The sequence below is a fragment of the Psychrobacter pacificensis genome (assembly GCF_900101915.1).
In the GTDB taxonomy this organism is placed as follows: domain Bacteria; phylum Pseudomonadota; class Gammaproteobacteria; order Pseudomonadales; family Moraxellaceae; genus Psychrobacter; species Psychrobacter pacificensis.
The window spans coordinates 20,905-36,976 of sequence record NZ_FNAL01000017.1; the positions used below are offsets into that span (position 1 = coordinate 20,905).

The following is a 16,072-nucleotide window of genomic DNA, read 5'->3' on the forward strand; positions in this document are numbered from 1 at the left end:
AATAATTAAAAGTATGCGCTTATATGACAGATTTTACTGACACAACCGACATTATCGAACCTACTGTACAACCAAATTTATCTGACGATCATCCAGATGTTTCGGGTGACTCAGGGGCTATAGTTGAGGAAAAAGAAGAAGTAACACCGGCGGTTGCTGTTGCATTAACGGGAAGGCATCTTATCGAAGCCTCAGCAGGTACAGGCAAAACGTGGACGCTGACAGGCATTGTGCTGCGTCTCCTGATTGAAGCGAGGCGTGCGCCAGAGCAAATCATTGCCACCACCTTTACTCGAGCCGCCGCTGCCGAGATGCGTCAGCGTATCCATGATCGTTTGGTAGAGTTTTATCAGCTATTACAATGGGTCAATAACCTGAGTGCAGATACCAAGAACAAAGATAACTTATATCCCAATATATTGCAGGTACTGCCTGATAGGGGCGATAACAAGAATAACAAGGATAAGCCAACAAGCAACGACTCAAGTATCGAATCAAATGCTAAAACAGAGGCTGATGAGTTTAATCAAGATATTGACCATGACCATAAACATGCTCAGCAGGTGGCTCGAGAAAAGCGCGCGCAAGTCAAAAAAGCGCGTGAAGATTGGTTAAAAGAGCAAGCCAAACATGCACGCTTAAACGCTATTATGGACGATCCCATTAACCTACATTTAGTCGGTTATCTATTAGATCATGTGTATAGCTATCCGATGGCGGAGGCGATCCGGCGTACTGCATTAGTGTTAACCACGTTGGATAAGCTGTTTGTCGGGACGCTCGATAGCTTGGCGCAAAAGTGGCTGACCGAGTACAGTAGTGAAACCGGTCATCAGCAAGGCATGGCGATTATAGAAGACAGTAGTATCGAGCAGGTTACCGATAGTATTATCCATGATGAGCTGCGTCAGTTTCAAAGCCGTTTGTATCATGAGCAGCCCAAACTGTATGCGCTTATGGATCAGCAAGGTAAGCTGACAGCAGTAGGTGATCATAAAAATTTTGTTTCTCGCTCGCTGAATTTTATTTCTGCGCCGATTGATGAGATAAAACTAGAGCAAGGATTTGATTTTGATGCGTATGAGAAATTGATTGATGAGTTTGCCCAGTTAGATTTGGCAGATATTCAGCCCTATCTAAACCCCGATTATAGAAAATCTCAAGGGTTTCGTGGAAACTCTAATTTAACCAATCATTTTGATGCTCTTGTCGATGTTCATCAAAAAGTAGTCCAATATCAGCTGACATTTAGCAGCTACTTGAATGAGCGTGAAAACAAGATATTGACGTCTTTGCAGGATGCCAGATATCCAAATGAAGATGGCAAAATTAAAAACTTTAATAAGAATAGGGAGAAAGAGCACCAGACCCTTTTTGAGTTAGAGACCATTAGTACATTAATGGCGCTCTTGGATATGATCGAAAGGTTAAATCAGTATATTTTATTGATTTTAGCCAACCTCAACCGTCATATCGTGCTTGCGGTACGCAATAGACTGCCAGTGATTTTAGAGGAGCGAGGGGAGACCACCTTTAGTCTGCAGATGGTGCGCTTAAACCAAGCACTAACAGGTCGGCAAGGCGATAAGCTAGCACGTTATATACGTCACCATTACCCCATTGCATTAATTGATGAGTCGCAAGATATCAATGGCGAGCAAGCCATTATGATCGAAAGTATCTATTTGCCAAAGCGTAAACGTAAACAGTCGGATAATGACAAGCAATCCACTACCAAAAAATCCAGCCATGAGTTTTTGCTACTGGTTGGTGACCCAAAGCAGGCGATCTATGGGTTCCGTGGCGGTGACGTGACCAACTATAATTATATGAAAGGGCAGTTTGACAAAAGTACCATTTGGACGCTCAACACCAACCGTCGCTCAAATGCAGGGGTGATTCATGCACTAAACTGCTGGTTTGGTATGCCGACAGCAACGACTGCTGACAACAAGCTGGCACAGTTGGGCAGTGATATTTATTACCAGCATACGAAAGCTAGGAAAGAAAAAGAAGGTGAGGAAGCCAAGAGTAAACTATCTTGGTTTAGGGATTCAGACGCAAAAGATAGTAGCTTGGTGACGGAAGTGCTTTCTGCTCAGCCGGTGAGCATCTTGCACCTGCCTAATGGTAAAGATGGTGAGCTTGATTATGATGAGTATGAAATCACCGCTCGTCATATTGCTAGCTTGCTCAGTAGTGGTCAGACATTAAAAGATAGGCCGATTCAGCCTAGTGATATTGGAGTGTTGGCACGTACCAAAAAAGATTTAAAGCAGGTTGAAGACGAGTTGGTCAAACTAGGCGTCCCAACCCTGACCACCAGTGACGTCAGTATCTTCGAGACGATTATGGCAGAAGATGTCGCAGCGCTACTGAGCGCCATGCTCTATCCGTATCGTCATGACATGATTAATCGGGTCTTAACCAGTCATCTATATGGCCTAAGTATCAACGATATCAAAGCCATGATGACGGATCATGAGTCAGGCGTGGCTGAGAGTGACGATAGACTTAATAGTATCAATCTAAATAGTAGCGATGTTCAAAATACAGAACATAAAAAGAGCTATCAAGATTTTATTACGTATCTAAAGGAAGGGGCACAGCGCTGGCAGCATTTTGGTGTTTTGTCGGCGCTACATTACTTACTAGATAAAAGCCCCATACAGACACAAGGCGTTTGGCAAGCACTAGCCGCTCATCCAGATGGCGATCGACATATCATGGATTTGCGTCATATCATGGATGTGTTGGCGCAGTATGGCCTAGGCATGGGTGAGCATGAGCTATTAGCTTGGTTTAGGCAGCACATAGAGGCTGCACCCAACAGCGATTGGGCGAAGCAGTATCCGCTACCCACAGAGTCTGGCGTGCAGCTCATGACCATTCATAAATCAAAAGGGCTTGAGTTTCCGATAGTCTATGTACTGGGTATGGGAGATGCCAGTAGGAAATCAGGTAATAATGAGAAGTATGGTCTGTATCTATATAATGCTCAGCAAGCACCTTCAGCGTTAGTGCAGCAATCAGCAAAGGATCAATTTATAGGTAATCAGCGCCGCTTCTCACCATTGCAAGGCTCTGCTACGGTAGAGGACTATTATACTGATATCGAAACAAAAGAAGGCTTTGATGAGCTGCGCCGACTTGGTTATGTGGCATTTACGCGGGCTAGCGAGCAGCTTTATATCGTGCTGCGAGATCCAAGCAACAAAACAGGATTTGAGCTAAAACCGGTATTTTATTGGTTTGATTCTCCAGACGCAAAGTTTGAATTACCTGATAGGCTAAAAGGCACGATAGGTATGCTTAGAGGTCATAATATTAATGAGTTCTATAATAGTCACTATACTAAGACAGTAACGTCAACAGATACCAAACTTACCATCGAACCCACGACACAAGCGATTGAGTATGTTCCTTTTGCTGAGGTCATGAAAACGAGTTATTTTTATGGTTGGGCTAAGACCAGCTTTACAGCTTTGGCTCGTCAGCTAGACGAATCAACACAAGCAATGGCTGTTGTTGATGAGCGTATTGATGATGCGATAGACATTGATATGGCAGACGCTGCAATGTCGTTAGAGCCTTATCCTAATAGTAGCCTTGATAGTAATACGTCTCTCGAAAAAATTGATGAGCTAAGTCTCAAGTCAGAAGAGGATATTCGCTTTACCTTTGTAAAAGGTGCTAATGCAGGTACGTTTTTACATGAGATATTTGAAAAAATCGATTTCACTAATAAATCCCAGTGGTCTGGGGTGATCGATAGAGCGGTAAGTAGTTATCAATTACCGCTGGTGTATAGCAGTGCTGAACATCAAAGCCGTAGAGCACAAGGCAACCGAGAAGAGAGTTCTGTCTCATTTAACGCTGATGCAATAGATACGACAAAGCATGAGGCCTTGATTGCTTGGATTGAAGAAGTGCTGGGTACCCCGCTATTGGCCTCCAATCAACCCTTATATGCTTTGGATGCAAATCAGCGATTTGCTGAATTAGAATTCAATATGGGATTGTCAGAGCGCTTTAAAGCAGAGGATATCAGTCAGTTATTTCAACAGTATCTACCGGATGAGACAGACAAGCATGTCAATCTTGTACCGCAAAATAGAACGCACTTGTATCGTTACTTGCGTGGTGAGATTGATTTGGTTTATGAGTATGCTGGCAAGTACTATGTGGTCGATTATAAGAGTAATTTTTTAGGAAATAGCCTAAGCGATTATAATGAAACTACACTTAAAAAAGCCATGTCCAAAGCAGGGTATTGGCTACAGGCAGCAATTTACCAAGTAGCATTGCATCGATTCCTTTCGATGAGAATTGCTGATTATGTAGGCAATGAGTCTAGGTATTTAGGGGCGGTAGAATATGTCTTTCTAAGAGGGGTATACAGCCCCGACGCTCAAGCAACTGCTACCGTATCACAAGAGGCTATTAAAACGAGCGAATCACCATACAACGGCCGTTATGGACTTGTGACGTGGGATATACCAATCGATTTTATCAAAGGTTTAGATGCGCTATTTGGTGTACCTGATTAGTAGATCATACCTAGCGACTATCATTAACCAAAGATTCTAAAAAGATCAAATAGGTCAAAATAGAGACAAATATATCATGAGCAATAATAATAAAAGCAGTGCAGCAATGGGATTGCAAGAAAGCTGGGCCAGTAATATCAGTGATTATATTTTGCTACGCCGTGAGCAAACGCGTATAGCGTACGACGCAACGTATGCAAAAGCGAATAATGAGAGCAAACAAGCTGATAAGAAAGAAGACGATTATTTATTTAACGCATTGTTCATGATGTTAGCGACGCATTTGGAAGAGGGCCATACCGTACTGACCATTAAGTCCTCTGAGGATGAAGAGGTATTGCAAGGTGAAATCAATAATCAGTCAGTCACATTATACACTTGGCAGCAACAGTTATTAGAGATTCTAGCAATGCCAATCTTTGCGCTCATAGATACCAAATCAAATACTCAACCAGAGGATCAACCTACCGCCGAAACGTCGATATTTGCATTGCTAAGCACATTATTTGATAAGCGGAATCAGCTATGGATACAGTTGGCGCTGAGTAATCATGAAAAGGACATGCTAACCAAGCGTTTTGATACAATTGCCAAGGTATTTCAGCTACTAAAAAATACCGATTTTAATTTTTTCATGAATCTAGTTAATAAGTATGCTTTGTTTGCTGAGGTTAAGGCTAACACTAATAGTAACAATGAAGAAAATAGCCTAAGCAATAATAACCAACCTATCATTTACGACATAACTAACAGCCAAAATTCAAAAGAATCTATTACTTTTTGGCTACATCGCGCATGGCAGGCCGAATTTAATTTGGCAAAAAATATTAACAATATCTTGAATCAAAAAGTAAAGCCTTTACCAATAACAATACCTGAAAGCCTTCACGAAAATCAAATAAAAGCAATTAATGTCGCTAATAACAACGCGTTTAGTATCATTACCGGTGGTCCAGGGACAGGTAAAACATACACCGTTGCTCAGTTAGTTATTGCACTGCAACAAGCGACAGAGAGTGGAGGGGAGGGTTCTGAAAATATTAGATTTAGTACGGATAGTGCGAGTCTAGCACTAGCAGCGCCTACTGGTAAGGCTGCACAGCGTATGCAGGAGTCTTTACAGGCTGCTTTGGATACAGCGGGCATTGATTTGCAGCTGCAAGAAGCCAAAACCATTCACCGTTTGCTAGGTATTGGGCGGACGGGCAGACCTCGTTACAATGCCGATAATCCACTTGGCGAAGATATTATCATTGTTGATGAAGCGTCGATGCTAGGGGTTGAGTTGGCTAATTACTTGGTGAGTGCAGTGAAACCAGGCGCAAGGCTCATACTGTTAGGTGATGCTAACCAGTTGGCAGCAGTCGATGCAGGGGCGGTATTGGCGGATTTATGCTGCATACCATTGCTACAATCCATTCATGCAGAGCTGACTGAGAGTCGCCGATTTGGCGCGGACTCAGGTATTGGCAAGCTGGCTATCCAAATCAATAGAGCAGAGACAAATCTTCAAACTATTTGGCAATTATTAAGGCAAGACGATGCCTTGAGTTTCCAATACGTGAATACGTTGCAAGTAGACTCTGTACCAAGCAATCAAATAAAAAATAGCCTAAGCAATGAAAAAAATATCTTAAAGATATCCCAAATTTATCAACCATATATAGAAATAGTTAAAAATTTACTAAGAAATCCAATAGAAAAATCTATGCCAGAATCAATAAAAAACACTATTGCATCATTGATGGAAATATTTAGTGAGTTCAGAATATTAACTGCTGGTCACAATGGTGAGTGGGGCGATCATTACATCAATAATTATCTCACCCAATGGCATCTCACTGAACTAAAGCTCCCACTGGGTCAAAACGCATGGTTCCACGGTCGCCCTATTATGATTTTGCAGAATAACTATGAATTAGGGTTATTTAATGGTGATATTGGTTTTTGCTTACAGACATCAGATGAACGAAATCAATTGGAAGTATTTTTTGAAAATAAGACCCAAGGGATTGCGGTCAATCTACTCAACGAGGAGGTAGTTGCTACTGCATACGCTATGACGATTCATAAGTCGCAGGGATCTGAATTTGATCATGTCGCAATTACGTTTGATGATAGTCATGCAAGATTATTAAGCAAGGAGCTTATTTATACAGCGGTGACTCGTGCCAAAAAACAAGTGACGATATACAGTACGAAACACGCTTTTGAGAAAGCTGTCCAAACACCGACCGAAAGACATACCGGTTTGTCCCTACAGTTTGAGTACTTATGATTATCATTCTAAGTTCAAAAAAAGCATCCAAATTGGATGCTTTTTTTGAACTTAGATATTGTTAGTCACTTAGAGGTAAGACTTAAACCTTATCTTCTTTGATAGCATAGATACCTGGCAGGTGACGCAAGTAACCATGGAAGTCCATACCACAGCCATAGACATAACGATCTGCGACATTAATACCAACGAAATCAACATCAAAATCGGCAACTTTGCGGTCATGCTGCTTGTTTAGCAGCACACAAGACTCGAGAGATAATGGTTTTTCTTTATTTAGCTCTTCGACAACAGCCTTTAGAGTAATGCCTTCATCAAAAATATCATCAATCAACAAGACATGCTCGCCTTCGATACTCACATCAGGCTTGAATTTCCAATCAAGATCGTCAGTACCTTCGTTGTCACGATAGCGTGTCGCATGGATATAATGCATACGATGATAGAATGTCAGATGCGTCAATAATTGACCAGCGGGAATTAATCCACCGTTCATAACAACCATCACAATTGGGTTCAAACCAGCGTAGTGTAGGTTAAGCTGAGCGGCCAAGCGCTCATAAGCGGCAGCAACTTCAATGCTGCTGATCAGGCACTCTGAGTTACGTAATGTTTTTTCGATTTCTTGATTGCTGATTTGGGTCATCGGGCGCACCTTTGGTGAAAAATGCCAAGTATTTTAACAAGTTTTGGTAAATTTTCCCAATGTTATATGACCATTTGATCAAAATTTAGCAATTACTCTGGTTTTTCAATGATAAATGGACGGTAATAATTCGCCAAACGATTGAGAGAGTCATTTGGTAGATCAGGTAGTAGCTTGTTAAGCGCCATATTCATTCCTTTATCAATCGCAGATTTGGCAACTGGCACTGATTTGCGTTTGATCATACCTAATTTTAACGTTTCAGCGTAGCGGCTGACGAAGTGGGTTAATGTCGCGTCATTCATGGTTTCGAGCGCTGTTTTAAACTTGGCTCTATCTACGTGCTCTGGTGTGATAGCAGCAAAGCCTTCAACGATAGTTCTAGCATCTGCTTCTGACAACTTAAAGCCAATACGTTTTACGCCTTCATTATCAATAAAAGTTGCCTGATCTTTTAGAAAGTGAAAGCTTGGCAGCACATCTTCGTTATTTTCTTTACCTAACAAGATATTGAGTAGGGTATCTGTGGCACGTTCAATGGTGGCAACAATCTTGCGCATGGCCGCTTGACGCTCAGGATTTGGAATAATCTCAACCAAACCGACTAACAAATTGTCCGTTAGATCTCGTGCAGTCTGATGAGTGAGCGCGTCTCGGTAAGGGTAATATTCTACTTGCTCATTTGAAGCAACGACTTGTTCGGCCTCGCTGATTAATACTTTTAATTTATCTGAAGGTACGAAACCAAAATAATGTGCCATTATGCTTCCTTTATTTGTTGTTTTTCATGTCTTACTTGCGTTACATTTGCCGTGAAATCGGTTACCATTTAACCGGAATTTGAAACAAAGACTCACCAGGCTATATGCTACTTAGTGACGCACCTTAATTGTACAATGTGAAAATTTGTTGGCTAATATTTATCACACATGATTTTTACAATTTATTCGGTGACGGGTCGGTTTATATGAATGACTCGCTGCACACTAATTTAGCATATTTTTTATATTTTGATTTAAAAAGCTTGAACTTATAAGACTACCTACTACTTGTCTAGGGAGAGATAAGATGAATAGTGCTATTGTACTGATATTCGGCGTTGCTGCTATGCTTTGTGGCTACGTGTTTTACTCAAAATTCATTGCTACTAAAGTTTTAGCATTGGATAACAGTCGCCCCACGCCAGCGCATACGATGAAAGATGGGGTCGATTATGTTCCTACCAATAAATATGTACTATGGGGGCACCATTTTACCTCGGTGGCAGGCGCTGCACCGATTATCGGTCCCGCAATTGCGGTTATTTGGGGCTGGGTACCTGCCATCATTTGGGTGGTGCTCGGTACGATTTTTATGGCTGGTGTACATGATATGTCGGCCATTTGGGCAAGTATGCGCAATAGGGGACAGTCAATTGGCTCTATTGCGGGTACAGTCATGGGCACACGTGTCCGCAGTTTGATGATGGTTGTGATTTTCTTATTACTATTGATGGTCAACGCGGTGTTTGGTGTTGCTATCGCTAATATGATGATCAAAACGCCATCTGCTGTACTGCCTGTTTGGGGCGCCTTAGTGGTTGCCTTTATCATCGGTCAGTGTATTTATCGCTACAAGATGAATTTGGTTTGGGTATCTATTCTCGGGGTAAGCGCTTTATATGGGCTGATCTATCTTGGCCCTATGTTCCCGATTGTGTTACCTGAGACCGTAATGGGCTTACCTGATAACGCTGTATGGATTCTTATTTTATTCGCCTATGCGGCGATTGCTTCGTTGTTGCCCGTATGGATGCTGCTGCAACCTCGTGATTATATTAATGGTTTGCAGCTGTTCGTTGGTTTGATTTTATTGTATGCAGCTATCTTTATCGGCACGCCAAATATTGTCGCGCCAGCAATAAACACAGCACTGCCAGTTGGCACGCCATCAATAATGCCGCTGTTGTTTGTGACGATTGCTTGTGGGGCGATATCAGGATTCCACGGATTGGTTGCGACAGGGACGACGTCTAAGCAGATTGATAAAGAAGAAGACACGCGTTTCGTTGGTTATTTTGGTGCGCTAGGTGAAGGTATGCTGGCACTCGGCGCAATTCTAGCAGCAACCGCAGGTTTTGCTACCCTTGGTGATTGGCAAGCGGTCTATCAAAAATTTGGCGACGGTTCTATCGGTGCCTTCATTGATGGTGGTGCGACCATATTAAATGCGGGTGTTGGCATTGACATGGTACTATCACAGACGATGCTTACGGTCATGGCTGCCTTGTTTGCAGGTACCACTATGGATACTGGTGTACGCCTGCAACGCTATATTTTCCAAGAGTTCGGTGAGTTTTATAACCTGCCAGTCCTCAATAAAAGCGTGGTCGCAACATTGCTTGCTGTCGGCAGCTGCTTGCTATTAGCATTCGGCGCGGGCGGTATTGATGGTGCTGGTGGTATGATTATCTGGCCACTATTTGGTACGACTAATCAGCTAATGGCGGCGTTAACACTAATGATCGTAACGGTTATCTTGTTACGTAAAGGCAGAACAGTTTGGTACACTTTAGCGCCATTGTCGTTCTTGCTAGTCATGACGGTATTTGCACTACTTATTCAGCTCAAAACTTTCTTCACTGATGGCAATTGGCTGCTTATCATTATGGATATCATTATCTTGATAGCAACCATCTTAGTAACGTTTGAGAGTCTGTCTGTATTACGCAAAGAATGGTCGATACACAAAGGCAAAAGCGGTGACATTTAAACGCTAAACCATACTAAATATTTATCAACTTAAAAACGCTAGCAGCAATTGCTGGCGTTTTTTGTATCACATAGGCATGATAGGTAATAAGAAATAAGTAGGGTATAAGCGAATTATGGAAAATAAAAACACATCAAATGATATAGAAAACGCCCAACCACCAGAGAGTACTCAACCATGGTGGCAACGATTTGTGGCAGGACTCAATGAGTTTTATCATGCACCTTATCGCCAAACGATGGCACGTGCTGCCCGTGATGAAGAAGATTTCTTTATGCTGCTGATGTTTGCTGAAAGCTTAGGCATTGATAATCCTGCCAGCTTTTATACCTTAGAGTTACAACCGTTATTTTTAGAAAACTTTCACGAGTGGCACACGCGCATGGGTATGGATAGATGCCCATTTGACCATGTTGGCTGCTGCTAATCGTTTATTTATGATTGAAAAATAAAAATAATATAAGAAATGAGATAAAAATATGGCATTACATCCTCTACATACATTAGTAGAACAACTAAAAGCACAACCGATTATATTTATCGGCGGTAAGGGCGGTGTGGGAAAAACCACTACTGCCGCCGCACTTGCCAGTTATTACGCAAGCCAGCAGCAAAAAACGCTGATTGTCTCAACCGATCCAGCACACAGTTTGGGCGACGTGTTGGATACACAGCTTAATAACGCAAAAACAGCAATATCACCTTATTTCGATGCCATTGAGTTAAATCCTGATGTAATCGTTGACGAGCATTTTTCTCAAGTTGAGCGTACGATTAAATCCTATGCCAATCCAGATATGATGCCCAAAATTCGTGAGCATCTGAAGCTCTCAAAATCAGCACCCGGCGCCCAAGAAGCAGCGATGCTCGAATCCATGTGCCAGCATTTAGTCGAAGCGGCAGATGCAGGCTATGAGCATATTATCTTTGATACTGCACCGACAGGGCATACGCTACGGTTGCTAGTACTACCAGAAATGATGGGTGCATGGACAGATGGACTGCTTGCTCAGCAACGACGGCAAGCCAAGCTACGCTCAGTAGCGACGCATTTGGACAGTCACAATCAAAAAAGCAGTCAAACGGATAGCGCTCAAAAGAACCATGTGGCCAATCCGTTTGCCGCAAAAAAGCCTGATCGCTGGGAGCAAGCGGTATCCGTGCTAGAAAAGCGCAAGCAGTTGTTTCGCCAAGCAGGACTGCTGCTGCATGATCGTACACAAACGGCAATTGTGTTGGTTATGACGGCTGACGTGTTGCCGTTGGCTGAGACCAAACGGGCTATCGAACAGCTAGAGGACAGCAAGCTCACGCCCGCAGCAATCGTCATCAATCAGTTGATATCAACAACGCAGTCGGATGAGTTTTGGCGCCGGCGTGCTGAGCGTCAGCAGGATTTGCTGCAGGATATTGAAAACAATTTTTCTAAATATCCGCTATATCCAATTTATCTGCAGCAAACAGACGTACGTGGCACAGAGGCATTGAGTACATTGCTAGGCTAGATGCAGCAAACGATAGAACGGTAAATGACTACGACTCACGCTTGTACGATTGCAGCTTACCCGATAGCGACCATGCCATATCTGCGCGCAGCAGCTGCGCCTGTTCAGAATTACCACTGCTAAGCGATGACCATTGCGGTTTGCCGCGAGCCTTTTTTAGCTCACTAGGTAATTTATTCGCAGGCCATACGGTAATCGGGTTGCTATCTTCATTAGTATTGCTGTTGCTATCATTGTGGTAACTACCATCATCTGACGATGTCTCAAGGCTGCTTTTCTCGCCTTTGTATAATAGCTGGGTGGCATCAGTCGCAGCATGACCGCGATGGCGTAGGGCAGTGAGTAAGTCGATCGCTCGCGTTGCTAGCAATGTCAACGTCGCAGGATCGATATATAAGCGTTTTACCCCAGTGATCCTATCGGCAATACTACTGGTGTTAGATAGTAACCCGCCTGCGATACCACCTATCGCTGCACCCAAGCCCAATGTCGTACCTAGCGCTGCTGCATCAATACCCAACCCTAACAGCGCGCCCGCTGCTGCGCCAGAAGTGGTACGGATACCATAGCTCTTGAGTAACTCAGGATCAAATGGGTCTTGCTGATAGGCTTGCAATTCAAGCGGGGTTGCTGCAACGGCATTGTCATAAAACTTATAGAGGTTAAGTAAATTGTGCTGCATTGCACGCTCACTTTGCCTCACCGCTTCTTGCATTTGTTCTAATACAGGCATCGGGTCGTCATCTTCATTGATCTCGCGTACAAAAGAAGCGACATTCAATAAAAAGTCAGCAATAATAATATTGGCCTCATCATACAACTGCGCCCAATCTTCAGTCCGGCGCTGCATCAATTGCTCAAGCATCTCAGAATGAGTGAGCATGGTGGCGAGGTTTTGCCAAAGATGCATCTCATCTTCAAATTCAAAAGCAACGGAATCAAAACGTGTGGAGATATGTAGATTGCGTCTTGCCAGCATGGTTTGCCAATCATCAATATTGGCATTCTGACTGTCGGTAAAGTTAAAGACAGGCATCACCGGAATGGCAGCCCACGATAAAATCGCTAGCTCATCTTTATACTTGCCCAATACTGGCTCACGAGCATCTACCACATAGATGGCCATATCACTTGCCAGCAGCTGACGAATCACTTTTGCTTCTTGGCTATAATCATAGCTGTCTAGAACACCGCTATCTGCACCTTGAGCGATATTTGATGCCAAAAACTGCTGCAAGCGCTCAATACCATCACGGCGACTGGCGGTGTTGTCCTCCAACCAGTCCATGAGTCCTGATGCGTCCTCTAGGCCTGGTGTGTCGTATAGTGCTACCAGCACCTCACCCGTTTGACTGTCTGTCAGACTTGCTTGCTCGACGTGACGCGTGGTCGCCGCTTCGTTTTTGACTTCACCAAAATAGACATCACGCAGTAACGTGCGCAATATGGAGGTCTTACCGGTATTGGTGTGTCCCACGACCGCCAATTTTAGCGCCTCACCACTGGCGGTGGTTTTTTTTGTCACATTTGTGGTGGCTGGCGGTACTGATTCAGTTGATATGGATGGATTATCATGAGTCACTTTCGAATGAGCGGCCGTTTTTGACACTGTCGAATGCGAGGTCTTGGCGTTATTATTTGAGTCGCTGGGGAACGCCTTGTCTGCAAAAAGACCTGTAGGCGTGTGATGCTCGTGATTTTGGTTTTTATTGTCATTATTCATAGTCGCGTCTTATTGTTATTGATGATCAAACTTTAGCCATTTATTGTAAAACAAATCTGGTGGCAGGTTGGTTCTGGATGCGTAGTGTCCATATCGTAAACTGTATTTTATGTATTCATGATACGCTATGAGATTGCTGTAGGTGGTCGCAGCAGTACCTTGATTTTTTTCTTAATGCCCTTGGCACGAAAAAACCGCTGCCACATTCGGTAAAACACCCAAAATATCAGACCAATAATATTATCGTGACTGGTCTCACCAACAGCCCCATATTTGACGGGATTATTGACGGTATCTTCTTCTACATAAGTGCCAAACCAGCGATCAAAAATAATAAGAACGCCGCCATAATTTTGGTCAATATATTCGTCATTAGTACCATGATGGGCGCGGTGGTTGGATGGGGTGTCAAAGATATACTCAACCCATTTTGGAAATTTTCCCACCGTCTCGGTATGGATAAAGAACTGATAAATCAAATCTAACGCATAAAAGAAAAACACCCAGACAGGATGCACACCCAGCAGCATTAATGGGACGAAAAATAACCACCAACCTGTCACCGAGTACAGCAGGCTTTGGCGCATGGCAGTGGATAGGTTCATCTTATCATCTGAATGGTGCACAACATGCGCTGACCAAAACCAATTCATGCGGTGTGAGGCACGGTGAAACCAGTAATAGCTGAACTCAACCGCGACAAATATGGGTATGGCTGTCAGCCATGTCACCTCAATAGTGAACAGTCGGTATTGATATAGCCACAGGCAAATAGGCAGCACAATAATTGCTTGGACAATCAATTCAAACCCGAGATAAGAGCCGCCCAAGCTAAAATTGGTCATCGCACGGCGCCAGCTAAAGCTTTCACTTTTCCCACGCTTAGACTGATAAAACCACTCTGCCAAAAACAATAAGAGAAATGGGCCACCAGCCAGCGGTAACAGCCATTCTTGCCAGTGAGCAGGTAAGATACTTGCCAGCATTGGCTGCCATGACTCTGGTGCAGCGGTTAAGATACTTTGGTTTAACGCCTCTTTGTAATTATCCAATATCTGACCATACTCACCTGATGTTAAGAGGGTGTTGTCTGTTGACATATTTGGCTCCTAGCCACTATAAAACATCCTTGTTACCCAAGAGATAACTATTTTCTATATTACTGATTTATTTTGTCCTTTTTATAAAAATAATTTTTATTAAGTATCGCATTCAAAAACTTTAAGAATCAATATCTACCAAGCCAATTTTTCGCGCAGAGAGCGCTGTTTGCCACTGCTGATAGCGTACAGCTTGCTTATCCACTGGTTCATCCTCATGTGTCAAATCAGCATCACTAAGCAGCTGTACAATAAGACCATCTTTTGCATGAGCGGCGATTTGATCAAGTTTGCGTAGCGTACCGCGGTCAGGCAGCGCTTTGCTATGGATACCTAATAGGACTTGCACAGGGTGCTCGTCTAAGTAGTTTTTTAGCCGTGCCATATCCTCACGATCATCAACGATACCAAAATTCTCAATCTCACTTGATTCTGAAAAATCATGACGGTCATTAGTCAACCCTGACTGCCACCATTTATCCTGATTTGAAGGATATTCAAGCAAGGCGACCAGTTTCTTGCCTGCACTTACCGCCGCTTTGGGCGCGACAGGTGCGGGTGCTTCCGTAAAGTCATCTGCATCAACCACCTGACGCTGCCAAAAATTTATGATCTTTTGATAATACGGTTGCTTGATATCCAAGCGCATTTTTTTGCGGCGGAACATCAAAGCACAAAATACCCACGCTATCGCACGCGGGACAATACCGTACATCAGCAAGCTACCGACTAGCAATCCTGCCCACTGCCGCGCCACAGACAATGGCATCGCTTCTGTGACCAACCTGCTTTGCGCAATCGCTGTACTATCTGGCACATCAAAACCAACCATGCCTGGTAGCCAGCCGAGTATTTGCGTTAAGCTCACCAGCGCCTGATCAGAGAGTAGGGTCGACTCCCAGCTAAAGCTATACTGACGCACAATCAATAAAAATATAATCGCAAGCAGCATGCCAGTCAACGTCGCAAGCCATAACTGATGGCTAAACCGGCCCAAATACCAGCGCATACCGCTATGCTGTAATTGGCGCTCATACAGATCGACGGCCGCTTTGGTCACATCGTCTTTGCCGCGTATGAGATAGCTGGGACTGACAAAGCTGGCAAACCAACTGGGCGCTTGCTGGTCTCGCTGGTCTCGATTGATGAGTGTCATCACCAGCCAGCCACCAAGCATAATAGTATGAAAACCAAGCAAGCAAACCAAGACATAAAAGAAGTTCACCACATTGGACTGCAATAGCGTGAACAGTCCCAAAAATCCCGAGATGCACCACACCACACTCATGACGATCATGATGCCTTTTATGCGGCCATCTATTTTGCCCAGTACCCGCGCAAGCGCGCCATTGCTATCGATGCGTGAGGCCCGTCGATGCAGCTTTTGGATAGGTGTGCCATCCTCACTCTGTAGCTTTTCCGTGATCAGTAACGGGTCAGTGGCAAAGACGTGCTGATCAGTCTCTAAGGCACGTACTAGCTCGGTCAGTTGGTCTTGGGGTGATAGCATAAGGCGCTG

10 protein-coding genes are annotated in these 16,072 nt (G+C 43.6%); 5 read left to right on the forward strand and 5 right to left on the reverse strand.

Going from position 1 to position 16,072, the window contains the following annotated elements:
- The first annotated feature begins 23 nt into the window (after positions 1-23).
- Both BLR43_RS10055 and recD read left to right on the forward strand, forming a co-directional pair.
- Positions 24-4,550, forward strand: a complete 4,527-nt coding sequence (locus tag BLR43_RS10055) for a UvrD-helicase domain-containing protein (protein ID WP_093070881.1) — start codon at positions 24-26, stop codon at positions 4,548-4,550.
- A 73-nt stretch (positions 4,551-4,623) separates the two neighbouring features.
- A complete protein-coding gene (recD, locus tag BLR43_RS10060) occupies positions 4,624-6,828 on the forward strand; it encodes an exodeoxyribonuclease V subunit alpha (protein ID WP_093070884.1) in 2,205 nt (734 codons plus the stop codon).
- Positions 6,829-6,910: 82 nt separating this feature from the next.
- Here recD and BLR43_RS10065 read toward each other — a convergent pair whose 3' ends face one another.
- Together BLR43_RS10065 and BLR43_RS10070 are read right to left on the reverse strand one after the other, a co-directional pair.
- A complete protein-coding gene (locus BLR43_RS10065) occupies positions 6,911-7,474 on the reverse strand; it encodes a hypoxanthine-guanine phosphoribosyltransferase (protein ID WP_071001542.1) in 564 nt (187 codons plus the stop codon).
- Between the two features lie 92 nt (positions 7,475-7,566).
- Positions 7,567-8,235 carry a hypothetical protein gene (locus BLR43_RS10070; RefSeq protein WP_071001543.1) on the reverse strand — a complete coding sequence of 223 codons (669 nt, stop codon included), beginning with the start codon at positions 8,233-8,235 and terminating at the stop codon, positions 7,567-7,569.
- Between the two features lie 307 nt (positions 8,236-8,542).
- Here BLR43_RS10070 and BLR43_RS10075 point away from each other — a divergent pair, with 307 nt between their 5' ends.
- The 3 genes from BLR43_RS10075 (at position 8,543) to BLR43_RS10085 (ending at position 11,730) form a co-directional block, all read left to right on the forward strand.
- The gene (locus BLR43_RS10075; RefSeq protein WP_071001544.1) at positions 8,543-10,225 is read left to right on the forward strand and encodes a carbon starvation CstA family protein; all 1,683 of its coding nucleotides are present in this window, start codon (positions 8,543-8,545) and stop codon (positions 10,223-10,225) included.
- Positions 10,226-10,340: 115 nt separating this feature from the next.
- Complete coding sequence (locus tag BLR43_RS10080) at positions 10,341-10,652, forward strand: cory-CC-star protein (protein ID WP_093070887.1); 312 nt, start codon at positions 10,341-10,343, stop codon at positions 10,650-10,652.
- A 52-nt stretch (positions 10,653-10,704) separates the two neighbouring features.
- Positions 10,705-11,730, forward strand: coding sequence for an ArsA family ATPase (locus tag BLR43_RS10085; protein WP_093070889.1), 1,026 nt, complete (start codon positions 10,705-10,707; stop codon positions 11,728-11,730).
- Between the two features lie 28 nt (positions 11,731-11,758).
- Here the strand turns inward: BLR43_RS10085 and BLR43_RS10090 are convergent, their stop codons facing one another.
- The 3 genes from BLR43_RS10090 to BLR43_RS10100 form a co-directional block, all read right to left on the reverse strand.
- Positions 11,759-13,453, reverse strand: coding sequence for a DUF3482 domain-containing protein (locus BLR43_RS10090; protein ID WP_093070892.1), 1,695 nt, complete (start codon positions 13,451-13,453; stop codon positions 11,759-11,761).
- A gap of 125 nt (positions 13,454-13,578) precedes the next feature.
- Positions 13,579-14,553 (reverse strand): sterol desaturase family protein, encoded by a 975-nt coding sequence (locus BLR43_RS10095; protein ID WP_093070894.1) that lies wholly within the window; start codon positions 14,551-14,553, stop codon positions 13,579-13,581.
- A gap of 121 nt (positions 14,554-14,674) precedes the next feature.
- A complete protein-coding gene (locus BLR43_RS10100; RefSeq protein ID WP_071001547.1) occupies positions 14,675-16,063 on the reverse strand; it encodes a DUF2868 domain-containing protein in 1,389 nt (462 codons plus the stop codon).
- Positions 16,064-16,072 lie beyond the last annotated feature (9 nt).

What these genes read in the sequence shown, in the direction of transcription:
- BLR43_RS10090 (WP_093070892.1), bottom strand. Translation starts at nt 13,453, where the DNA reads ATGAATAATGACAATAAAAACCAAAATCACGAGCATCACACGCCTACA.
- BLR43_RS10085 (WP_093070889.1), top strand. Translation starts at nt 10,705, where the DNA reads ATGGCATTACATCCTCTACATACATTAGTAGAACAACTAAAAGCACAA.
- BLR43_RS10100 (WP_071001547.1), bottom strand. Translation starts at nt 16,063, where the DNA reads ATGCTATCACCCCAAGACCAACTGACCGAGCTAGTACGTGCCTTAGAG.
- BLR43_RS10065 (WP_071001542.1), bottom strand. Translation starts at nt 7,474, where the DNA reads ATGACCCAAATCAGCAATCAAGAAATCGAAAAAACATTACGTAACTCA.
- BLR43_RS10080 (WP_093070887.1), top strand. Translation starts at nt 10,341, where the DNA reads ATGGAAAATAAAAACACATCAAATGATATAGAAAACGCCCAACCACCA.
- BLR43_RS10095 (WP_093070894.1), bottom strand. Translation starts at nt 14,553, where the DNA reads ATGTCAACAGACAACACCCTCTTAACATCAGGTGAGTATGGTCAGATA.
- BLR43_RS10070 (WP_071001543.1), bottom strand. Translation starts at nt 8,235, where the DNA reads ATGGCACATTATTTTGGTTTCGTACCTTCAGATAAATTAAAAGTATTA.
- BLR43_RS10075 (WP_071001544.1), top strand. Translation starts at nt 8,543, where the DNA reads ATGAATAGTGCTATTGTACTGATATTCGGCGTTGCTGCTATGCTTTGT.
- BLR43_RS10055 (WP_093070881.1), top strand. Translation starts at nt 24, where the DNA reads ATGACAGATTTTACTGACACAACCGACATTATCGAACCTACTGTACAA.